The 16,466-nt window shown below is 62.1% G+C and carries 16 protein-coding genes; 13 read left to right on the top strand and 3 right to left on the bottom strand.

What is annotated here, in order from left to right; all coding sequences use genetic code 11:
• The first annotated feature begins 81 nt into the window (after positions 1-81).
• From rpsA to AABA48_RS08605, 9 genes are all read left to right on the top strand, one after another.
• Entirely contained in the window at positions 82-1,290 is a 1,209-nt protein-coding gene (rpsA, locus tag AABA48_RS08645; protein ID WP_338269927.1) for a 30S ribosomal protein S1, read from the top strand.
• Between the two features lie 5 nt (positions 1,291-1,295).
• On the top strand, positions 1,296-1,781 hold the full coding sequence (gene greB / locus AABA48_RS08640) for a transcription elongation factor GreB (protein WP_286350109.1): 486 nt from the start codon (positions 1,296-1,298) through the stop codon (positions 1,779-1,781).
• A 102-nt stretch (positions 1,782-1,883) separates the two neighbouring features.
• On the top strand, positions 1,884-2,957 hold the full coding sequence (locus tag AABA48_RS08635) for a mannose-1-phosphate guanylyltransferase (RefSeq protein ID WP_338269924.1): 1,074 nt from the start codon (positions 1,884-1,886) through the stop codon (positions 2,955-2,957).
• A 60-nt stretch (positions 2,958-3,017) separates the two neighbouring features.
• Positions 3,018-4,478 (top strand): potassium/proton antiporter, encoded by a 1,461-nt coding sequence (locus tag AABA48_RS08630; protein ID WP_286350107.1) that lies wholly within the window; start codon positions 3,018-3,020, stop codon positions 4,476-4,478.
• A gap of 161 nt (positions 4,479-4,639) precedes the next feature.
• Entirely contained in the window at positions 4,640-6,694 is a 2,055-nt protein-coding gene (locus tag AABA48_RS08625; RefSeq protein WP_286350106.1) for a monovalent cation:proton antiporter family protein, read from the top strand.
• Complete coding sequence (locus AABA48_RS08620) at positions 6,691-7,164, top strand: flavodoxin family protein (protein ID WP_286350105.1); 474 nt, start codon at positions 6,691-6,693, stop codon at positions 7,162-7,164. Before AABA48_RS08625 ends, AABA48_RS08620 begins: the two co-directional genes overlap by 4 nt.
• Before the next feature lie 26 nt (positions 7,165-7,190).
• Positions 7,191-7,757, top strand: a complete 567-nt coding sequence (locus AABA48_RS08615; protein ID WP_286350104.1) for an HD domain-containing protein — start codon at positions 7,191-7,193, stop codon at positions 7,755-7,757.
• 1 nt (position 7,758) lies between these two features.
• On the top strand, positions 7,759-8,046 hold the full coding sequence (locus AABA48_RS08610; protein ID WP_286350103.1) for a HesB-like protein: 288 nt from the start codon (positions 7,759-7,761) through the stop codon (positions 8,044-8,046).
• A gap of 15 nt (positions 8,047-8,061) precedes the next feature.
• Entirely contained in the window at positions 8,062-8,703 is a 642-nt protein-coding gene (locus AABA48_RS08605) for a trimeric intracellular cation channel family protein (RefSeq protein WP_286350102.1), read from the top strand.
• A 17-nt stretch (positions 8,704-8,720) separates the two neighbouring features.
• Here AABA48_RS08605 and AABA48_RS08600 read toward each other — a convergent pair whose 3' ends face one another.
• On the bottom strand, positions 8,721-9,452 hold the full coding sequence (locus AABA48_RS08600; protein ID WP_286350101.1) for a DUF4197 domain-containing protein: 732 nt from the start codon (positions 9,450-9,452) through the stop codon (positions 8,721-8,723).
• 119 nt (positions 9,453-9,571) lie between these two features.
• On the opposite strand from AABA48_RS08600, the gene AABA48_RS08595 reads away from it, so the two are divergent.
• Both AABA48_RS08595 and AABA48_RS08590 read left to right on the top strand, forming a co-directional pair.
• Positions 9,572-10,480, top strand: a complete 909-nt coding sequence (locus tag AABA48_RS08595; RefSeq protein WP_286350100.1) for an MBL fold metallo-hydrolase — start codon at positions 9,572-9,574, stop codon at positions 10,478-10,480.
• A 1-nt stretch (position 10,481) separates the two neighbouring features.
• Entirely contained in the window at positions 10,482-10,817 is a 336-nt protein-coding gene (locus AABA48_RS08590) for a YajD family HNH nuclease (RefSeq protein ID WP_286350099.1), read from the top strand.
• Between the two features lie 10 nt (positions 10,818-10,827).
• Here AABA48_RS08590 and AABA48_RS08585 read toward each other — a convergent pair whose 3' ends face one another.
• Positions 10,828-11,226: a response regulator gene (locus tag AABA48_RS08585; protein ID WP_286350098.1), complete on the bottom strand. Its 399-nt coding sequence runs from the start codon at positions 11,224-11,226 to the stop codon at positions 10,828-10,830.
• A gap of 251 nt (positions 11,227-11,477) precedes the next feature.
• Here AABA48_RS08585 and ercA point away from each other — a divergent pair, with 251 nt between their 5' ends.
• Positions 11,478-12,620 carry an alcohol dehydrogenase-like regulatory protein ErcA gene (gene ercA / locus AABA48_RS08580; protein ID WP_286350097.1) on the top strand — a complete coding sequence of 381 codons (1,143 nt, stop codon included), beginning with the start codon at positions 11,478-11,480 and terminating at the stop codon, positions 12,618-12,620.
• Positions 12,604-15,453, top strand: coding sequence for a hybrid sensor histidine kinase/response regulator (locus AABA48_RS08575; RefSeq protein WP_286350096.1), 2,850 nt, complete (start codon positions 12,604-12,606; stop codon positions 15,451-15,453). The genes ercA and AABA48_RS08575 overlap by 17 nt, the downstream gene beginning before the upstream one ends.
• On the opposite strand, the gene AABA48_RS08570 is transcribed toward AABA48_RS08575, so the two are convergent.
• Positions 15,450-16,433, bottom strand: a complete 984-nt coding sequence (locus tag AABA48_RS08570) for a DUF2950 domain-containing protein (RefSeq protein WP_286350095.1) — start codon at positions 16,431-16,433, stop codon at positions 15,450-15,452. The two genes, AABA48_RS08575 and AABA48_RS08570, sit on opposite strands and share 4 nt — an antisense overlap.
• Positions 16,434-16,466: the final 33 nt, after the last annotated feature.

Here is a 16,466-nt window from a genome sequence, read left to right as displayed (position 1 = left end):
TTTCGACTACTTTCTCTTGGTGCGGCTGTACCGGCCCCAAGCTGCCGAAACAGCCGAAACTTTTTCGCAACGGAGACAACGATGATCGACAACGAAAACAACGTAAACGAGCCGGCCGAGGAGGAGAGCTTCGCCGAGCTCTTCGAAAAGAGCAATCGCAGGACCGAGCGGCTGCGGCCGGGTTCAAAAGTGGACGCACGGGTGCTCAAGATAGGCGCCGAGTGGGTTTTCCTCGATATCGGCAGCAAGGGTGAAGGGGTCATGGAGCGCAAGGAGCTCCTGGACAAGGACGGCAATCTGACCGTCGCCGAAGGGGACGCCATCCCGGTCTGGTTTGTGAAGGTGGAGCGGAACGAGATGCGCTTCACCACCAAGGTCGGCACGGGGCAGGCGGGCCTGTCCGCCCTGGAGGACGCCTATCGTGCCGGCATCCCCGTGGAGGGGAATGTCGAGAAGGAAATCAAGGGGGGCTTCGAGATCAAGGTCGGCGGCACCGTCCGCGCTTTCTGCCCCTATTCGCAGATTTCGCTCCGGCGGGCGGCCAATCCGGCCGAATTCGTCGGCCGCCAGCTCCTGTTCAAGGTGGTGGAATTCGCCGAGCGCGGACGCAACATCGTCCTTTCCCATCGCGCGATCCTTGAGGAGGAAGAGCGCCAGAAGCGCGAGGCGTTGAAGGATACCCTCAAGGAGGGGACGACCCTAACCGGCACCGTGACCCGTCTCATGCCTTTCGGCGCGTTCGTCGACATCGGCGGCGTGGAGGGGCTCATCCCCATTTCCGAGGCCGGCTGGACCCGGGTCAAGGAGATCGGCGACGTCCTGTCCGTGGGTGAGCAGGTGACCGCCCTGGTGAAGCGGATCGACTGGGAGAACAACAAAATATCCCTCAGCCTCCGCGATGTTCAGGCCGACCCCTGGGAGGGGATTGCCGAGCGTTTCCCGGAAGGGTCCTACCACACGGGAACCGTGGCGCGGCTCGCTCCGTTCGGTGCTTTTGTAACTCTCGCCCCGGGTATCGACGGACTCATTCACATCTCCAAGCTCGGTGCCGGCAAGCGGATCGCTCATCCCCGGGAGGTGCTCCAGGAGGGTGACACCGTTGAGGTAACGGTCGAGGGTGTAGACCGCGAGAGCCGCCGTCTTTCCCTTGCGCTGGCCGCCACCAAGCGAGCGGCAGAGGAAGAGGAGCGGAGCATTGCCGAATTCCGCGGCAAGGGCGCAGCGCAGACCAAGGATTCCATGGGAACGTTCGGCGACATTCTCAAGGCCCAGCTCGACGACAAGAAGTAGGTCGGATGGCAGGTCATTCCAACTACATCACTCCCGAGGGGGCGAAGAAACTCCGGACCGAGCTGACCTGGCTCTGGAAGGAGGAGCGCCCCCGGGTCACCCAGGGCGTTGCCGATGCGGCCGCCGAGGGTGACCGATCTGAAAACGCCGAGTATATTTACGGTAAGAAGCGGCTGCGGGAGATCGACCGCCGTATCCGCTTCCTTACACAGCGGCTCGATGCCCTCACGGTTGTTGACGCTCCGCCCCCTGCCACCGACAAGGTTTTCTTCGGTGCCTGGGTGCGGCTCGAAAACGAGGAGGGCGACGAGGTCATCTACCGGGTTGTCGGCCCGGACGAGACCGATGCCGCCAAGGGGCACATCAGTCTCGACTCCCCCATGGGCAAGGCACTGCTCGGTCGCCGGGAGGGAGACGAGATCCACGTCCGCCGTCCGGCAGGCGAAGCGGTCTTCACCGTGCTCGAAGTCGGCTACCAGTCGCTGAATTAACAGGTTTTCCCCATCAGTCGCAGGGATGAAGGTCCCGGGTACCCCGGTTTCACCTCATTCCTGCGTCTTCGTCGTCAGCTTGAATCTCCCGGAGGGCTCCCCATGTACGTCGTCATCCTCGCCGGCGGCTCCGGCACCCGTTTCTGGCCCCTGTCGCGCAAGGCCCATCCAAAACAGCTCATGTCGGTCTTTGGCGGGAAGTCCATGCTGCAACGGACCGTGGAGCGGGTAATCCCCCTCAATCCCAAGCGCATCCTGGTGGTCACCAACCATCTGCAGGCGGACGAAACCCGGCGCCAGCTGGAGTACCTGAGGGGGATACGCATCGACGTGATCGAGGAGCCCATGGGGCGCAATACGGCGCCGGCCATTTCCCTGGCCGCCACCCTCATCGCCCGCCACGATCCGGAGGCGGTCATGGCGGTGCTGCCGGCCGACCACTACATTGCCGACGAGGATGCCTTCTGTGCCGCTCTCCAGCGGGGGCGCGAGCCGGCCATGAACGGTTGGCTGGTCACCTTCGGCATCCTTCCGGACCGTCCCGAAACCGGCTACGGCTACATTGAGGCCGACCGGAACCTGCGGGGCGACGGTCCGTATCCGGTAAAACGCTTCGTCGAAAAACCCGATGCGGCCACTGCGGCCGAGTACCTGGCCGCCGGCGGGTTTTACTGGAACAGCGGCATGTTCATGTGGCGTGCCGACGTGATCCTCGACCGGATCGCCAACCACATGCCCGACCTGGCCCGGGCCTTTGCCGGCATTGCCTTCGATGCCGACATCTGGGAGCCGGCCGATCTCGCTCCCCAGATCGAGGCCGTCTATGCCATGGTCTCCGGCCAGTCCATCGACTACGGCGTCATGGAGAAGGCCGACAACGTGCTGGTGCTCCCCGCCTCCTTCGGCTGGAGCGATGTGGGCAGCTGGAGCGCGCTGCCCGGCTTGATTGCCCCCGACGACGACGGTACCGTCCGTCTCGCAGGCGAGACCGTAATCAGTGTTGACTCGAACGGCTGTGTGGTGCGCGGTGAAAAACTCGTGGCGCTGGTGGGGGTCAGAGATCTGGTTGTTGTCGATACACCCGATGCCCTGATGGTATGCACCAGGGATGGGGCCCAGGATGTCAGGAAGATAGTGGAAGAACTGGAACGTCGCGGGCTGAAACAGTACCTCTGAGTGTGACGGGCCCGTGGCCAGCCGTGACATCGCACTTTCCACGCGGGGATTTCGTTACCAATGACCCCATTCGAATATCTACTTTTAGGCGTTTCCCTTCTGTTGCTGGTGAGCATCCTCGCCAGCAAGGTATCGAGCCGCCTGGGAGTTCCGGCACTTCTTCTCTTCCTCCTGGTGGGGATGCTGGCCGGCTCCGACGGACCGGGCGGCTTTCAGTTCGACAATCCGATCCTCGTCCAGTCACTTGGCATTGTTGCTCTGGCCTATATCCTTTTTGCCGGAGGACTCGACACCAACTGGCGATCAGTCCGGCCGGTGCTGGGCCGGGCGCTGATCCTCTCTACCCTGGGAGTGTTTGTCACTGCATTGCTGGTCGGCTGGTTTATCCATGCGGTCCTCGACTTTTCGTTGCTCGAAGGGCTGCTGGTGGGGGCCATCGTCTCCTCCACCGATGCTGCTGCTGTGTTTTCGGTGCTCCGTTCTCGCAATGTGAGTCTCAGCGGTGAGCTGAAACCGCTTCTCGAACTGGAGTCGGGCAGCAACGACCCCATGGCGGTCTTCCTGACCGTTGCCATTATTTCCCTGCTCGTGGATCCCGGAGCCAAACTCTACCATCTCCCCCTTCTGGTCCTGTGGCAAATGGTGGTCGGCGGGGCTGCGGGTTATCTCCTGGGCAAGGGGGGAGTTCTCCTGATCAACCGGCTTCGCCTGGAGTACGAAGGCCTCTACTCGGTGCTCACCCTGACCCTGGTGCTTCTGATTTACAGCGGCACCGTCCTGCTGAAAGGAAACGGCTTTCTCGCGGTCTATGCGGCGGGGCTGGTCATGGGGAACAGCTCCTTCGTGCAGAAAAAGAGCCTTATCCGGTTTCACGACGGTCTTGCCTGGCTGATGCAGATCACCATGTTCCTGATTCTCGGACTGCAGGTTTTTCCCTCTCATCTCGTTCCCGTGACGCTCGTGGGGCTGTGCACGGCTGCGTTTCTCATGCTGGTGGCCCGGCCCGTCAGCGTTTTTGCGACGCTCCTCTTTACCCCCATGACCGTTCGGGAAAAGACAATGATCTCGTGGGTCGGCCTGCGCGGAGCGGTCCCCATCGTGCTTGCAACCTTTCCGCTGATGGCCGGTGTCGGCAAGGCGGAGATGATTTTCAACATTGTCTTCTTCATAGTCTTTACCTCGGCGCTCCTCCAGGGGTCCACGATCCCCCTGGCGGCCCGCTGGCTTGGCCTGGACGCCCCCATTTCCGCCAAGCCCCGACGTCCTTTCGAGTTCGAGCCGTCTGACGAGGAAAAGGGCGAACTGGTTGAGGTTGAGATCTCGCCCGCGTCATCGGCCGTGAATCGTCAGATTGTGGATCTCCATCTCCCACCGGGATCGCTTATCGTCCTGATCCAGAGACGAGGGGAGTTCGTTGTCCCCGGCGGCGGCACCCTCATCGAGGCGGGGGACACGGTGCACCTCCTGGCCGACCGTGAGCGAATCAACGCGATACGCGCCATGCTCGAAACACCGCCTTGACCACCGGCCGCGCCGCTTGATTCAGTTGCCGCACTCCTTTCGCTGGAAATGATCAGAACCGGAACGGTGCTCTGACCGGCGGGGAGCCATCCCATCCTTTGGGGCTGCCATGGCTTCAGGTCCGGAAGCCGGCCCCTTCCAAGATTCAAGATGAGGTCTTCGTGGAATTTCAGGTACTCCGTGACATGGAAATACTTTTCGGGCTGGCTGTTTTTACGGTGGTGCTCCTGCGCCGGCTCATGTTCCCTTCCATTATCGGCTTTCTCGCCACCGGCATCCTGGCCGGGCCCTACGCCCTGGGGCTCATCAAGGATACCCACCAGGTCGAGCAGATGGCCGAGATCGGGGTGGTGCTCCTGCTCTTCACCATTGGCATCGAATACTCCCTCAAGGAGCTGATGCGAATCAAGCACCTCGTCTTCTGGGGCGGGGGGATGCAGGTGGGGGTCACCATCGCCATCGTGGCGGTCCTGGCATACGCCTTCGGCATACCACTCTCCCAGGCCACCTTCTTCGGCTTCCTGGTGGCCCTCTCCAGTACCGCCATCCTCATGAAACTGCTGATGGACAAGGGGGAGATGGACACACCCCACGGCAAGATGGCGCTCGGCATCCTGATTTTCCAGGACCTCTGCGTGGTCCCCCTCATGCTCTTTACCCCCTTCCTGGCAGGGGCCGGCAACGGCTGGGCAGGGATAGTCCTGGTGTCTCTCAAGGCGGCGGCCGTGGTGGTGGTGGCCCACTTCGGCTCCCGGTTCCTGGTCCCCTGGATATTCGAGCAGGTGGTCAAGAGCCGCAGCCGCGAACTCTTCATCCTTACGATCATCTTTATCGGCTTCGGCACGGCCTGGCTCACGGCCCAGGTGGGACTGTCGCTGGCCCTGGGGGCGTTCATCGCCGGCCTTGCCATCTCCGAATCGGAGTACAGCCACCAGGCCCTGGGAGACATCATCCCGTTCCGCGATGCCTTCATGAGCCTGTTTTTCATCTCCGTGGGCATGCTGCTGGATCTGTCCGTCCTGGTTCGGCAGCCGGTCCTGGTGGCCACGCTCGTTCTGACCATCCTGGTGGTGAAGTTTCTGGTCACGGGCGGGGCGGCCATGGCCCTCGGCATCCCTGCACGGGTGGGCATCGTCACGGCCCTGTCCCTGGCTCAGGTCGGCGAATTCTCATTCATCCTCTCACAGACCGGCATGCAGTACGGCCTCCTCTCCAAGGAGTTCTACCAGATATTTCTGGCCGCATCGGTGGCCACCATGGCCCTCACCCCCCTCTGCCTCAAGGTCGGCGCACCGGTGGCATCGTATCTGGTGGGGGTTCTGCCGACTCCCCTGATCCGGGGACGGGGTGCGCTGCGGGGGAAAGAGAAGAAGCTCTCCCTGACGGATCACGTGATCGTGGTCGGCTACGGCGTCAATGGCAGGAATCTTTCCCGGGTGTTGAAGGTCCAGAAGATCCCCCACGTGGTGATCGAGACCAATCCCTTCACGGTCTCCACGGAGAAAAGCAAGGGAACCCGCATCATGTTCGGCGACGCCACCCGGCCCGAGGTTCTCACCCACTCAGCAGTGGAGCGCGCGCGCAGCATCGTCATCGCCATTTCCGACGCGGCCGCCAGCCGCCGGGTCGTGGCCCTGGCGCGGCAGATGAGCCCCACCATCCACATTATCGTCCGGACCCGCTATATTGCTGAAATGGAGCCCCTGTACAAGCTGGGCGCCAATGAGGTGGTGCCGGAGGAGTTCGAAACGTCCATCGAGATATTCTCCCGGGTCCTGCGCAACTTCCTCGTCCCCCAGGATCAGATCGAGCAGTGCGTGGGCGAAATCCGGCGGGGCTCCTACGACATGTTCCGCACCATGAGCCGCCGGCACAGCCACGCCGTGGGGATCGCCGGGTACCTCTCCGGCGCGGAGATCGCCACCTTCCGCGTCAAGAAGGGTGCCTCCATTGAAGGGGAAAGCCTGCGGCAGGGGACCCTGCGAGCCCGCTCGGGCGCCACGCTCCTGGTGATCAAGCGGGGGGACGAGGTGACCCCCAACCCCGACCCGGTCTGGGTCCTGCACGAGGGAGACATCGTATTGCTGCTCGGCACGCCGGAGCAACTCGCCGCAGCCTCGCGCCTCTTTGATGCACCGGCGGCGGAGGGCAGATCAGTTGCAGCGCCTCCGGCGGATAGCAGCCGACACGACACCAGCAACAGGAGAGACCAGTGAAAAAAGTACTCGTTACCTATTACTCGCGCAGCGGCAATACTGAAAAAATGGCCCGCATGATCGCCGACAGCCTCGTGACCAGAGATCTGACCGTTGAGTTGATCAAGGTCGAGGAGGTCGATATCGACACGCTCCCCTCCTATGACGGCTTCATCGTCGGCTCTCCCAACTACTTCGGCACCATGGCCTGGCCCGTGAAAAAGTTCATCGACGAGAGCGTAAAGTACTTCAGGAAACTCGACGGCAGGGCCGCTGCCGCGTTCACTTCGGAAGGGATGATCGGCGGCGGGGGCGACACGGTGGTCCTCGATATCCTCAAGGCATTCCTGATCCACGGCTGTATCGTCCAGGGGCTCACCTCGGCCGGGCACTACGGCCCCGTGGCCGTGGGAGCGCCCGACGGACGGATCGCCAATGAGGTGAACGTTCTCGCAACAACCTTCGCCGAACTGGTGAACCGCGTCCGATGAGAACCGAAGCTGCACAGGAGGGCGAGATGGTCTCGGAGATCGCCCGTCACTGCCGTGAGCTGGTGGACCGTTGGCTGGCCGACGGCAGCTTCGACCGCCGCCTCCCGGAGGTTGCGCGGCTGCGGGGCGTACCCCAGCCCGAGGTCTATCACGCAGAGGGCGACGCTTTCGTCCATACCATGCTCGCCCTGTCGGCCGTAGACGGCGGGGCTGATCCGCGTGTTTTCTGGGGGGTGCTCCTGCACGATATCGGCAAGGCGGAGACCACCGAATTCATCAGCGGGCGCTGGCGCGCCTGGGGCCATGCCGAGCGCGGCGCAGCCATGGTGCCGGCGGTCATGGAGCGGTTGGGAATCCCGGAGCTGGCCGCGGACGTGGCCTGGCTGGTCAGGCACCATACTTTCCACCTCTCCTGGAACCTGACGCCGGACGCGCGGCTCACCCGCAATCAGCGCCGTTTCCTGGACCACCCCCTGTTGCCGCTGCTGCTGGAGGTCTGCCGCGCCGACGCGGACGGCTCCCACGGCGGCAGCGACAAGGGCGATAAGATCGAGCAGATAGCGGATCTGCTCAACGATGAAAGGAGAGCATGACATGACGATCACTGATGCGGCAAAAGCGGTTCTCGCGCCGATTGTGGGGGAGCACCCCGGAAAGATTCTGCGCGTTGTCTTTGAGGGGTTCGGCTGAGGCGGTCCCCGTTTGGGACTGGCTCTGGATGAGCCGGCAGACAATGATGAGCGGATGGTCCTGAACGGTATCGAGGTGGCGGTGACCAGTAATTTCCGCTCCCTCCTGGACGACCAGATACTTGACTACATTACCAATGAGCACGGAGAGGGACTCGTCTTCAGGCGGGAATCGGGCGATGTCTGCTGCTAAGGGTGGAGCCGGATCATGATTTATGCGCTGGACGTCTTCGGGACGTTCGTTTTCGCCCTGTCAGGGGCATTCAGGGCGATCAAGCACGAATTGGACCTTCTCGGAGTGCTTGTGCTGGCGGTTGCCACCGGGGTGGGGGGCGGCATGATCCGCGATCTGCTCCTGGGGACCACGCCGCCCATGGTCTTTAGGAATGAATCCTATCTGGCCATCTGCGTGGCCGGGGGGCTCCTGGTCTTTCTGGCCGCCGGCCGGCTCGCCCCGCTCTGGGACTGGGTCATGGTGGCCGATGCCGTGGGCCTGGGCGCCTTTGCCGCCATCGGTGCCCAAAAGGGGGCCGCGGGCGGGCTCGGCGGCTTCGGCATCGTCATGATGGCGGCCATGACCGCCACCGGCGGCGGCGTGGTGCGGGACATCCTGGTGATGGAGATCCCCGCCGTGCTCCGCACCGACTTCTACGCCAGCGCGGCCATCCTCGGCGGCGCATGCTTCGTGGCGCTCCGGGCCGCCGGCGCGCCAGAGCAGGTCCAGCTCTTCACCTGTCTGACGGTCACCCTTGTTCTGCGTCTGCTCGCCATGCGCTTCGGCCTTTCCCTCCCGCGGATAAAGGGGCTCCCCAGGCCGGGGGAGGGAGACGCAGAGGACGGTAAGGGGTAAAACGGGGCATCCGCCCCCTACTTGGAGCCGAACACGGTCTTGAGCAGGTCCGTGGTGCGGGCCGCGGGGTTGGTCCTGATTTTTTTCTCCTCTTCGCCCAGCATGGTGAAGAGACCGTCCAGGGCCTTGTCGGTCACGTAGGTGTCCAGGTCAAGGGAGGTCCCGCCCGCCAGGGCCGCCAGGGGAAGGGCCTCGTACTTGCCGATCATCTCCTGGTACGCCCGGGTGGTTCCCACCTCGGACATGCTCTTGGCTATGACCGGCTTGAACTCTTCGAACAGCTTGGGGCGGGTCTTCCCTTCCAGGAACGTGGTGGCTGCCCGGTCTCCGCCGTTGAGGATCTTCTTGGCATCGTCAAAGGTCATCTGCCGAACCGCATCGCCGAAGAGCCCTGCGGCCTTTGGCGCTGCCTTCTCGGCCGCCCGGTTCATGCTCAGGACGAATTCGTCCACCTGCTTGCGGTACCCGAGGGTGCCGAGGACGTCGGCTGCCGTGCGGATCTTTTCCGGCAGGAGGATCTTGACCAACTGGTTGCCGAAATAGCCGTCGGGCTTTGCCACGGCGTTCACTGCCCGTTCCGTGCCCGTGGCCAGTGCCTCCTTCAGGCCCTTGACCACCGTGGCGTCGTCGAGGGCTGAACCCTGCAGCAGCGGCGCGGCCCGTTGCGTCAGTTCATCGAGAAAACCGGCCCGGCATTCGCCGGCGGTCACGAGCGTTGCCAGGCAGGCGAACAGCAGCAGACGTTTCATGGGTGCCTCCTTTTCCGTTCCGAGTGTGCCTCCCCATCCACGTGAAGTATGATTGGTTTTGCCGATTATGCAAGACGGGGCGCACCCTCCGTCCCACTTCCCTTCAGCGAGGTAGAGCTATGGCTTCTCTCACCCTTCGACACTTGGCAGGCAATACCTGGCTCATCCCCGCACCGGCCGCCATCGGCGTGTATGTGCGCAACGGACGGGCCGTGCTCATCGACAGCGGCAATGACGAGGAGGCGGGACGTCAGATCCTGAAGCTCCTGAACGGCCAGGGGTGGACCCTTGACCTCATCGTCAACACCCACTCCAATGCCGACCATATCGGCGGCAATGCCTTTCTCCAGAAAAAGACCGGCTGCCGCGTCGCCGCCACGGTCCCGGAGGCGGCCTTCATCGCCAACCCCATCCTCGAGCCGTCTTTTCTTTACGGCGGCTATCCCGTGAAGGCGCTACGCAACAAGTTCCTCATGGCCAAGCCGTCCACGGTCACCGACATCATCGAGGCCATCGGCCCTATCCTTGACACGGGGCTGGAGGCGGTCCCGCTGGCCGGCCACTTTTTCGGCATGATCGGCATCCGTACCCCGGACGGCGTCCTCTTTGCCGCCGACAGCCTGTTTCCGGAGTCAATCCTCGCCAAGTACCCCATCTTCTACCTCTACGACGTCAGGGAGCACCTGGCATCGCTCCAGCGGTTGCGTGAACTGGACGCTTCCATCTATGTGCCGAGCCACGGCGCACCGTCCCCGGAGATCGGCCCGCTGATAGAAGTCAATGAACAGCGGGTGCGCCAGACCGTTTCCTTTGTAGAGTCCTGCTGCGCGGCGCCGGCCTCCTTTGAAACGGTGCTTGAACGCGTCTGCGGGGAGTACGGCATCGTTCTCGACCCGAACCAGTACGTGCTGGTGGGCAATACCATCCGCTCCATCCTCGCCTTCCTGTCCGAAGAGGGGCGGCTCACCATGATCTTCGACGGGGGCAGGCTGTTTTGGTGTACCACCGCCGATCAACGGGAGGCGTGAGATGGGACAGTCATTTCGGCCCCGCAGGCCCGGCAAGCCACCCGTGCGCAGCGATGCCGAGCTCGATGAGATGGTTCGGCGCATGCGTGCGGAACAGTCCGGCCCCGGCAGCTACCGGGAGCAGTCGCTGAAGATCCACGGCTGGATCTGCGCCAAGTGCGGCCGGGAGTTTGAGCTCAACAATCTGCACCTGCTCACGGTGCACCACCGGGACGGCAACCACCATAACAATCCCCCCGATGGCAGTAACTGGGAGAACCTCTGTGTCTGGTGCCACGACGACGAGCACAGTCGCAGCGTGCTGGGGGACTACCTGGGCGGCGGAGAGAAAAAGTGAGAAGGGAACGTCAGGGACAGCCGGCGAAGTCCCGCAGAACAGGTACCACCATATCCCGCAGTACCTCATAGGTGATCGGCTTTGGAATGGCGCCGTGGAACCCGTAGCTCAGGTAGTCGGTGAGGCAGGGGTCGTCGGGATAACCGCTGGTGACAAAGATCTTTGCCGACGGGTCAATGGCGAGAAGCGGGCCGACAAGCTCGCGGGCTCCCTTGCCCCCGGGCAGGCACATGTCAACGATAACCGCCGCATAGGGTGTGCCGGTTTCGATGCTGTTCCGGTAGAGATCAATGCCCCGGGCTCCATCGGTGACGCAGTGGGGCGTAACTCCGAGGCGCTTCAGTGCGTACTCGATAAGAAAAAGTACATCTTCATCGTCGTCAATCACCAGTATCCGTTGTTGATCCACGCTGTGTATCCCGCCTCCGGGGCTGCATCGCCCCTCACTATCCTCGACCTTGTATCCATTGTTTTACTGTCTGGATAATTCTCTCTCAATTATGGTTTATTCTTGCCGATAACTATATCATATCTATTCGGTAATAAAAACTATACTCCTGTTTTGAAGTTTCCTCTGAATTGTAAGCCGGATACCATGCGGGTCAGCCGGGCAAATGATCAGATCCTGGTGGCCTGCGCCGCCAGGAAGGAGGAATCGGTGTGAGAAGGTTCGTGTGTCCCGAGATAGTCCATGGTGTCGGTGCCCGGAACATGGTCGGCCAGTACGCCGTCCTGTTTGACCTGCAACGGGTGCTGGTGGTGAGCGACCCTGGTGTCATCAATGCCGGCTGGACAGGTCAGGTGATAGCAAGCCTCGAATCGGTCGGGATAGAAGTTGTGCTGTATTCAGACGTCTCACCCAATCCACGCGACAACGAGGTGGCTGCCGGGGCAGCGCTCTACACGGCTGAACGCTGCGATGCCCTGGTGGCCGTGGGGGGAGGCAGCCCCCTCGACTGTGCCAAGGGAATCGGCGTTGTCAGCTCCAACCACTGTGCCATTGAAGAATGCGCCGGGGTGAATCGGGTGACGGTCCCCATGCCGCCGCTCTTCTGTGTCCCGACCACTTCCGGCAGTGCTGCTGAGCTTTCACAGTTCGCCATCATCACGGACACGGCGCGGCGGCTCAAGATGGCGATTGTCTCAAAGGCGCTGGTGCCTGACGTGGCATTTATCGACCCGTTCACAACCATAAGCATGGATCCTTACCTGACCGCATGCACCGGTATGGACGCACTGGTACATGGTATCGAGGCGTATGTGTCCAGTGCGGGTTCCCGCCTCACCGACCTCCATGCCCTCGAAGCAGTGCGCCTTGTTGCGGCCAACCTGCGGCATGCGGTGAGGGAGCCGGAGTCGCTGGAGGCGCGAACCAACATGATGCTCGGCAGCCTCCAGGCGGGGCTTGCTTTCTCCAACGCCAGTCTCGGCGCGGTTCACGCCATGTCCCACAGTGTGGGTGGCACGTTCGACTTGCCCCATGGGGAGTGTAACGCCATGCTACTGGAACCGGTTGTCGCCTACAACTTCCCCGAGGTGCCGGAGCGTTACCGTGTGATCGGCGAGGCCATGGGGCTCCGGTTTGCCGGTCTGGCAAAGGACACTTGGCTTGAAGTGATCAGGGACGGCATTTGCTCACTTCGGCACGACGTGGGAATCGATGCAACCCTTGGCGTCCGTGGGATACGCAATGAGGATATTCCGTACCTTGCCGCCCATGCCCTCTGTGATGCCTGCATGGTAACCAACCCGCGCAGGCCCGACCAGAACGATATTGAGAGGATCTATGCGGAAGCCCTCTGAGCGGGACCCGGTAAGCGACTGGGATCGTCTCCGCGAAGACATCAGCGGTTTCGGTGACCTGTCGGCGCGCAAGAGCTACTATCCCGAGCTCCGCCAGCGGCTACAGGAGCTTGAGGAGGCCAGGGGAGCCCTGGCCGTGGCCAACGGACAACTGCAGTCGGTGCTCAACGCGGCAACTGAGGTGGCCATCATCTCCACGGACCGGACCGGGCTGATCACCCTGTTCAACCGGGGCGCCGAACGGATGCTCGGCTACGGGTCGGAGGAATTGGTGGGCCGGAGCACACCTCTTGTATTTCATGACGAAAGGGAGATTCGACTCCGGGGGGAAGAGTTGAGCACACACCTCGGCCATCCGGTGGAAGGTTTTGACGTTTTTGTGGAGAACGCCCGCCACGGTGGCTCCGAGAGCCGCGAATGGACCTATGTCCGGCGGGACGGAAGCCATATCCTCGTTAAGCTCACGGTCACCCCGATACCGGGAGGAGACGGAGAATTCGAGGGATATCTCGGCATTGCCGAGGACATCACCGAGCGCAAGCGGATCGAGCAGGAACTGAGCGCCAGCAGGGAGCTCCTCAATACCATCATCGAGTCGATCCCCAATCCGATTTTCTTCAAGGACGACAACGGCGTCTATGAGAACTGCAACCGGGCGTTCTCCGACTATCTCGGTTTCCCGAAGGAGCGGATCATCGGTTCAACGGTTCACGACATATCACCGCCCGAACTGGCGCAGATCTATCACCAGGCCGACCTTGAACTCATGGCGCAACGGGGGACCCAGGTCTATGAGGCCCAGGTCCGCTACGCAGACGGGCTGCTCCATAATGTGATCTTATACAAATCGGCCATTGAGCGGGGCAACGGAGATCTCCGGGGACTCGTCGGGGTGATGCTGGACATTACTGACCGGATTCGCGCCGAAGAGGCCCTGCGCGAGAGCGAAAAACGACTTCGGGTGATCTTTGACACGTCACGGGCAGGGATAATCCTCGTTTCTCCTGAGGGAACCATAAGTTTCGCCAACCAGCGTATGGCTGAAATGTTCGGCTGCACCCTCGACGAACTCATCGGAACACCCTATCCCGACCTGCTCCAACCGGCGGAACGGGCAACGGGCGACCAGCGGATGCGCAGGCTCATCACCGGAGAGGTGGACCATGTGACCACAGAGCGGCACTACCTTCGCAGGGACGGCGGCGATTTCTGGGGCTATCTGTCCGGCAAGCGGTTGGAAAACGACGATGGCAGCCTCCAGTCCCTGGTTGGCATCGTCACCGATATCACCGACTTGAAAACAGTGCGCGACTCCCTTGAGAGCGAGAAGGAGCGGCTGGCGGTGACGCTGCGCTCCATCGGCGATGGCGTCATTTCCGTCGATACGGCCGGCCGGGTAGTACTGCTGAACAAGGTGGCCGAGCAGTTGTGCGGCTGGAGCCAGGAAGAGGCTTCGGGGAGGCCCCTGGCCGAGGTCTTTCCCATCGTGAACGAAACGACGCACGCCTCCATCAAGAATCCGGTGGACGAGGTGCTGGCAACGGGCCGGATAGTCGAACTGGCCAACCACACGGTCCTCGTGAGCCGCGACGGAACCGAGCGGATCATTGCCGACTCGGCCGCTCCGATCCGTGATGCGGCCGGGGCCATCCTCGGCGTTGTTCTTGTTTTCCGCGACATGACCCAGAAAAAGGAGATCGAGGAAGAGCTGTTCCGTGCCCGAAAGCTCGAATCCCTCGGCGTGCTCGCCGGAGGGATCGCACATGACTTCAACAACCTGCTGACCGGCATCCTGGGCAATATTTCCATGGCCCGCATGATCGTTGCCGAAGACCATGAGGCCTACCCCCTGCTGGATCGGGCCCAGCGGGCGTCCGACCGCGCCCGGGATCTCACTCAGCAACTCCTCACCTTCTCGCGTGGAGGTGCACCGATGAAAAAGGTCACCTCTCTGGCCCATCTCCTGATCGATTCTGCGACCTTCGCCCTCCGGGGGGCCAATGTCCGATGCTCCTTTGCCATCCCCGATGAGCTCTGGCCGGTGGAAGTCGATCCGGGCCAGATGAGCCAGGTGGTGAACAATTTGGTCATCAACGCCGATCAGGCAATGCCCGAGGGGGGTGTGCTTACAGTCAGGGCGGAGAACGTGCCGCCGGCCGGTCGGCACGGCAGGCGCGTGAGGATTGAATTTATCGACGCCGGTGTCGGCATCCCCGAGAAGTACCTCTCCCGGATATTCGACCCCTACTTCACCACCAAGCAGCAGGGGAGCGGTCTGGGGCTCGCCACGGTCTATTCCATAATCCGCAACCATGACGGCGAAATCAGGGTGAGCTCGCAACCCGGCACCGGCACAGTGTTCACGGTCGAACTTCCGGCCTCGGACATTGTCGTCACCACAGAGGAACCAGACGTGGATATTCACCTGCGGGGGGGAGGGAGAGTGTTGGTCATGGACGACGATGAGATGGTCCGCGACATGGCTGTTGGGGCACTGAAGCTCCTTGGCTATGATGCCGTGGCCTGCTGCGAGGGAGAGGGGGCACTACAACTCTACCGGCAGGCGCAGGATGAGAATGATCCCTTTGCCGTTGTCATCATGGACCTGACCATACCGGGCGGCATGGGAGGAAAGGATACCGTAGCACGCCTGCTGGAGATCGATCCCGCTGCTCAGGTCATCGTCTCCAGCGGCTATTCGAACGATCCGATCGTGTCGCACTTCGCAGACTTCGGCTTCTGCGGAGCCGTTAACAAGCCTTACAGTATCGAGCAGTTGGGCGCAGTACTGCGGGAGGTGATCGCCGGCAGCACCGGGATCCGACGTGTCTAATTTCTCCTGCTGGGCGTCTGCTCGGTCTTCACCGGCTTCCATGTGGGATCGGGATCGAACAGCTCCATGGACTCGGCCCTGCGCCGCGTTTCCTTGCCGAGATTCTTTTCGTACACCTTACCCGCCTGATTCACGATAAAGGTCATCACCCCCGAGTTGCCGTATTCGGCGGGATAGGCAACCAGAGCAAAACCAAGAAGCATCTTGTCCTTGATCACATAGTGGTACGCGCCCCCAACGGCATGCTTTCCCTGGCCCTTGAGTATCTTGAAGTAGTAGCCGTGGAAGGGGGAGAGGTTGCGCTCCGGCGCATACCCTTCCTTTGCCGCCTGGGCCACCAACGGGCCGAGGGGGCTCTGCAACTCACCCTCCTTCGCTTCCCAGTAGAGCCCGTCACGGTTTCCTTCCGTGCTGAAAAGCCGCTGGGCGAACTCGACCTTGCCTCCGCCGCGGCAATCTTTGCTCGCATACTCCAGTTGGGCATCCACGTACGCGTCGAGCACATCGATGACGTGCAACTCGTTCCGGCCGATCCTCCGTTTCAGAATCTCGCTCTTTCCCTTCCTCACGTCGAAGGCCCAGCGGGAGCCTTTCTTCACAATGGGAATCGGCATGGTCCACTGGTCGGGGCCCACGTGTACGACGGCCGTGGTTGCCGATTTCCGCTCAAGCCGATTCGCCTGTTCAAACGAATTGAGGAAACGTTCCCGATCCGTCTTGTCCGCCACCTCGTCGCCCGAAGAGACCAACTCCTTGCTGCCGGGGCCCAGAATCAGCAGCAGTTCCTTCCCGTCATGCGCTTTTACGGCAGCAACAAGGGCCTTGACCGCTTCGTCGGGGGAGGCGAAGGTTTTGTACCGAACGGTTGCGGCCGTCGAGGGCGAGGCGATCAGCGACAGGAGCATGGCAACGGCTGCGATAACGGCCGCCAGGGCCAGCCGGCCGCGTGCGCCTTGGTGGTAGGATGCGAACTGTTTCATGTGTCTTCTCCTCTGCGCGCAGTGGTGCTCTCG

It is taken from the genome of Geobacter sp. 60473 (assembly GCF_036323535.1).
GTDB classification, from domain to species: domain Bacteria; phylum Desulfobacterota; class Desulfuromonadia; order Geobacterales; family Geobacteraceae; genus Geobacter; species Geobacter sulfurreducens.
This window is presented reverse-complemented; position numbering and strand designations above follow the sequence as displayed.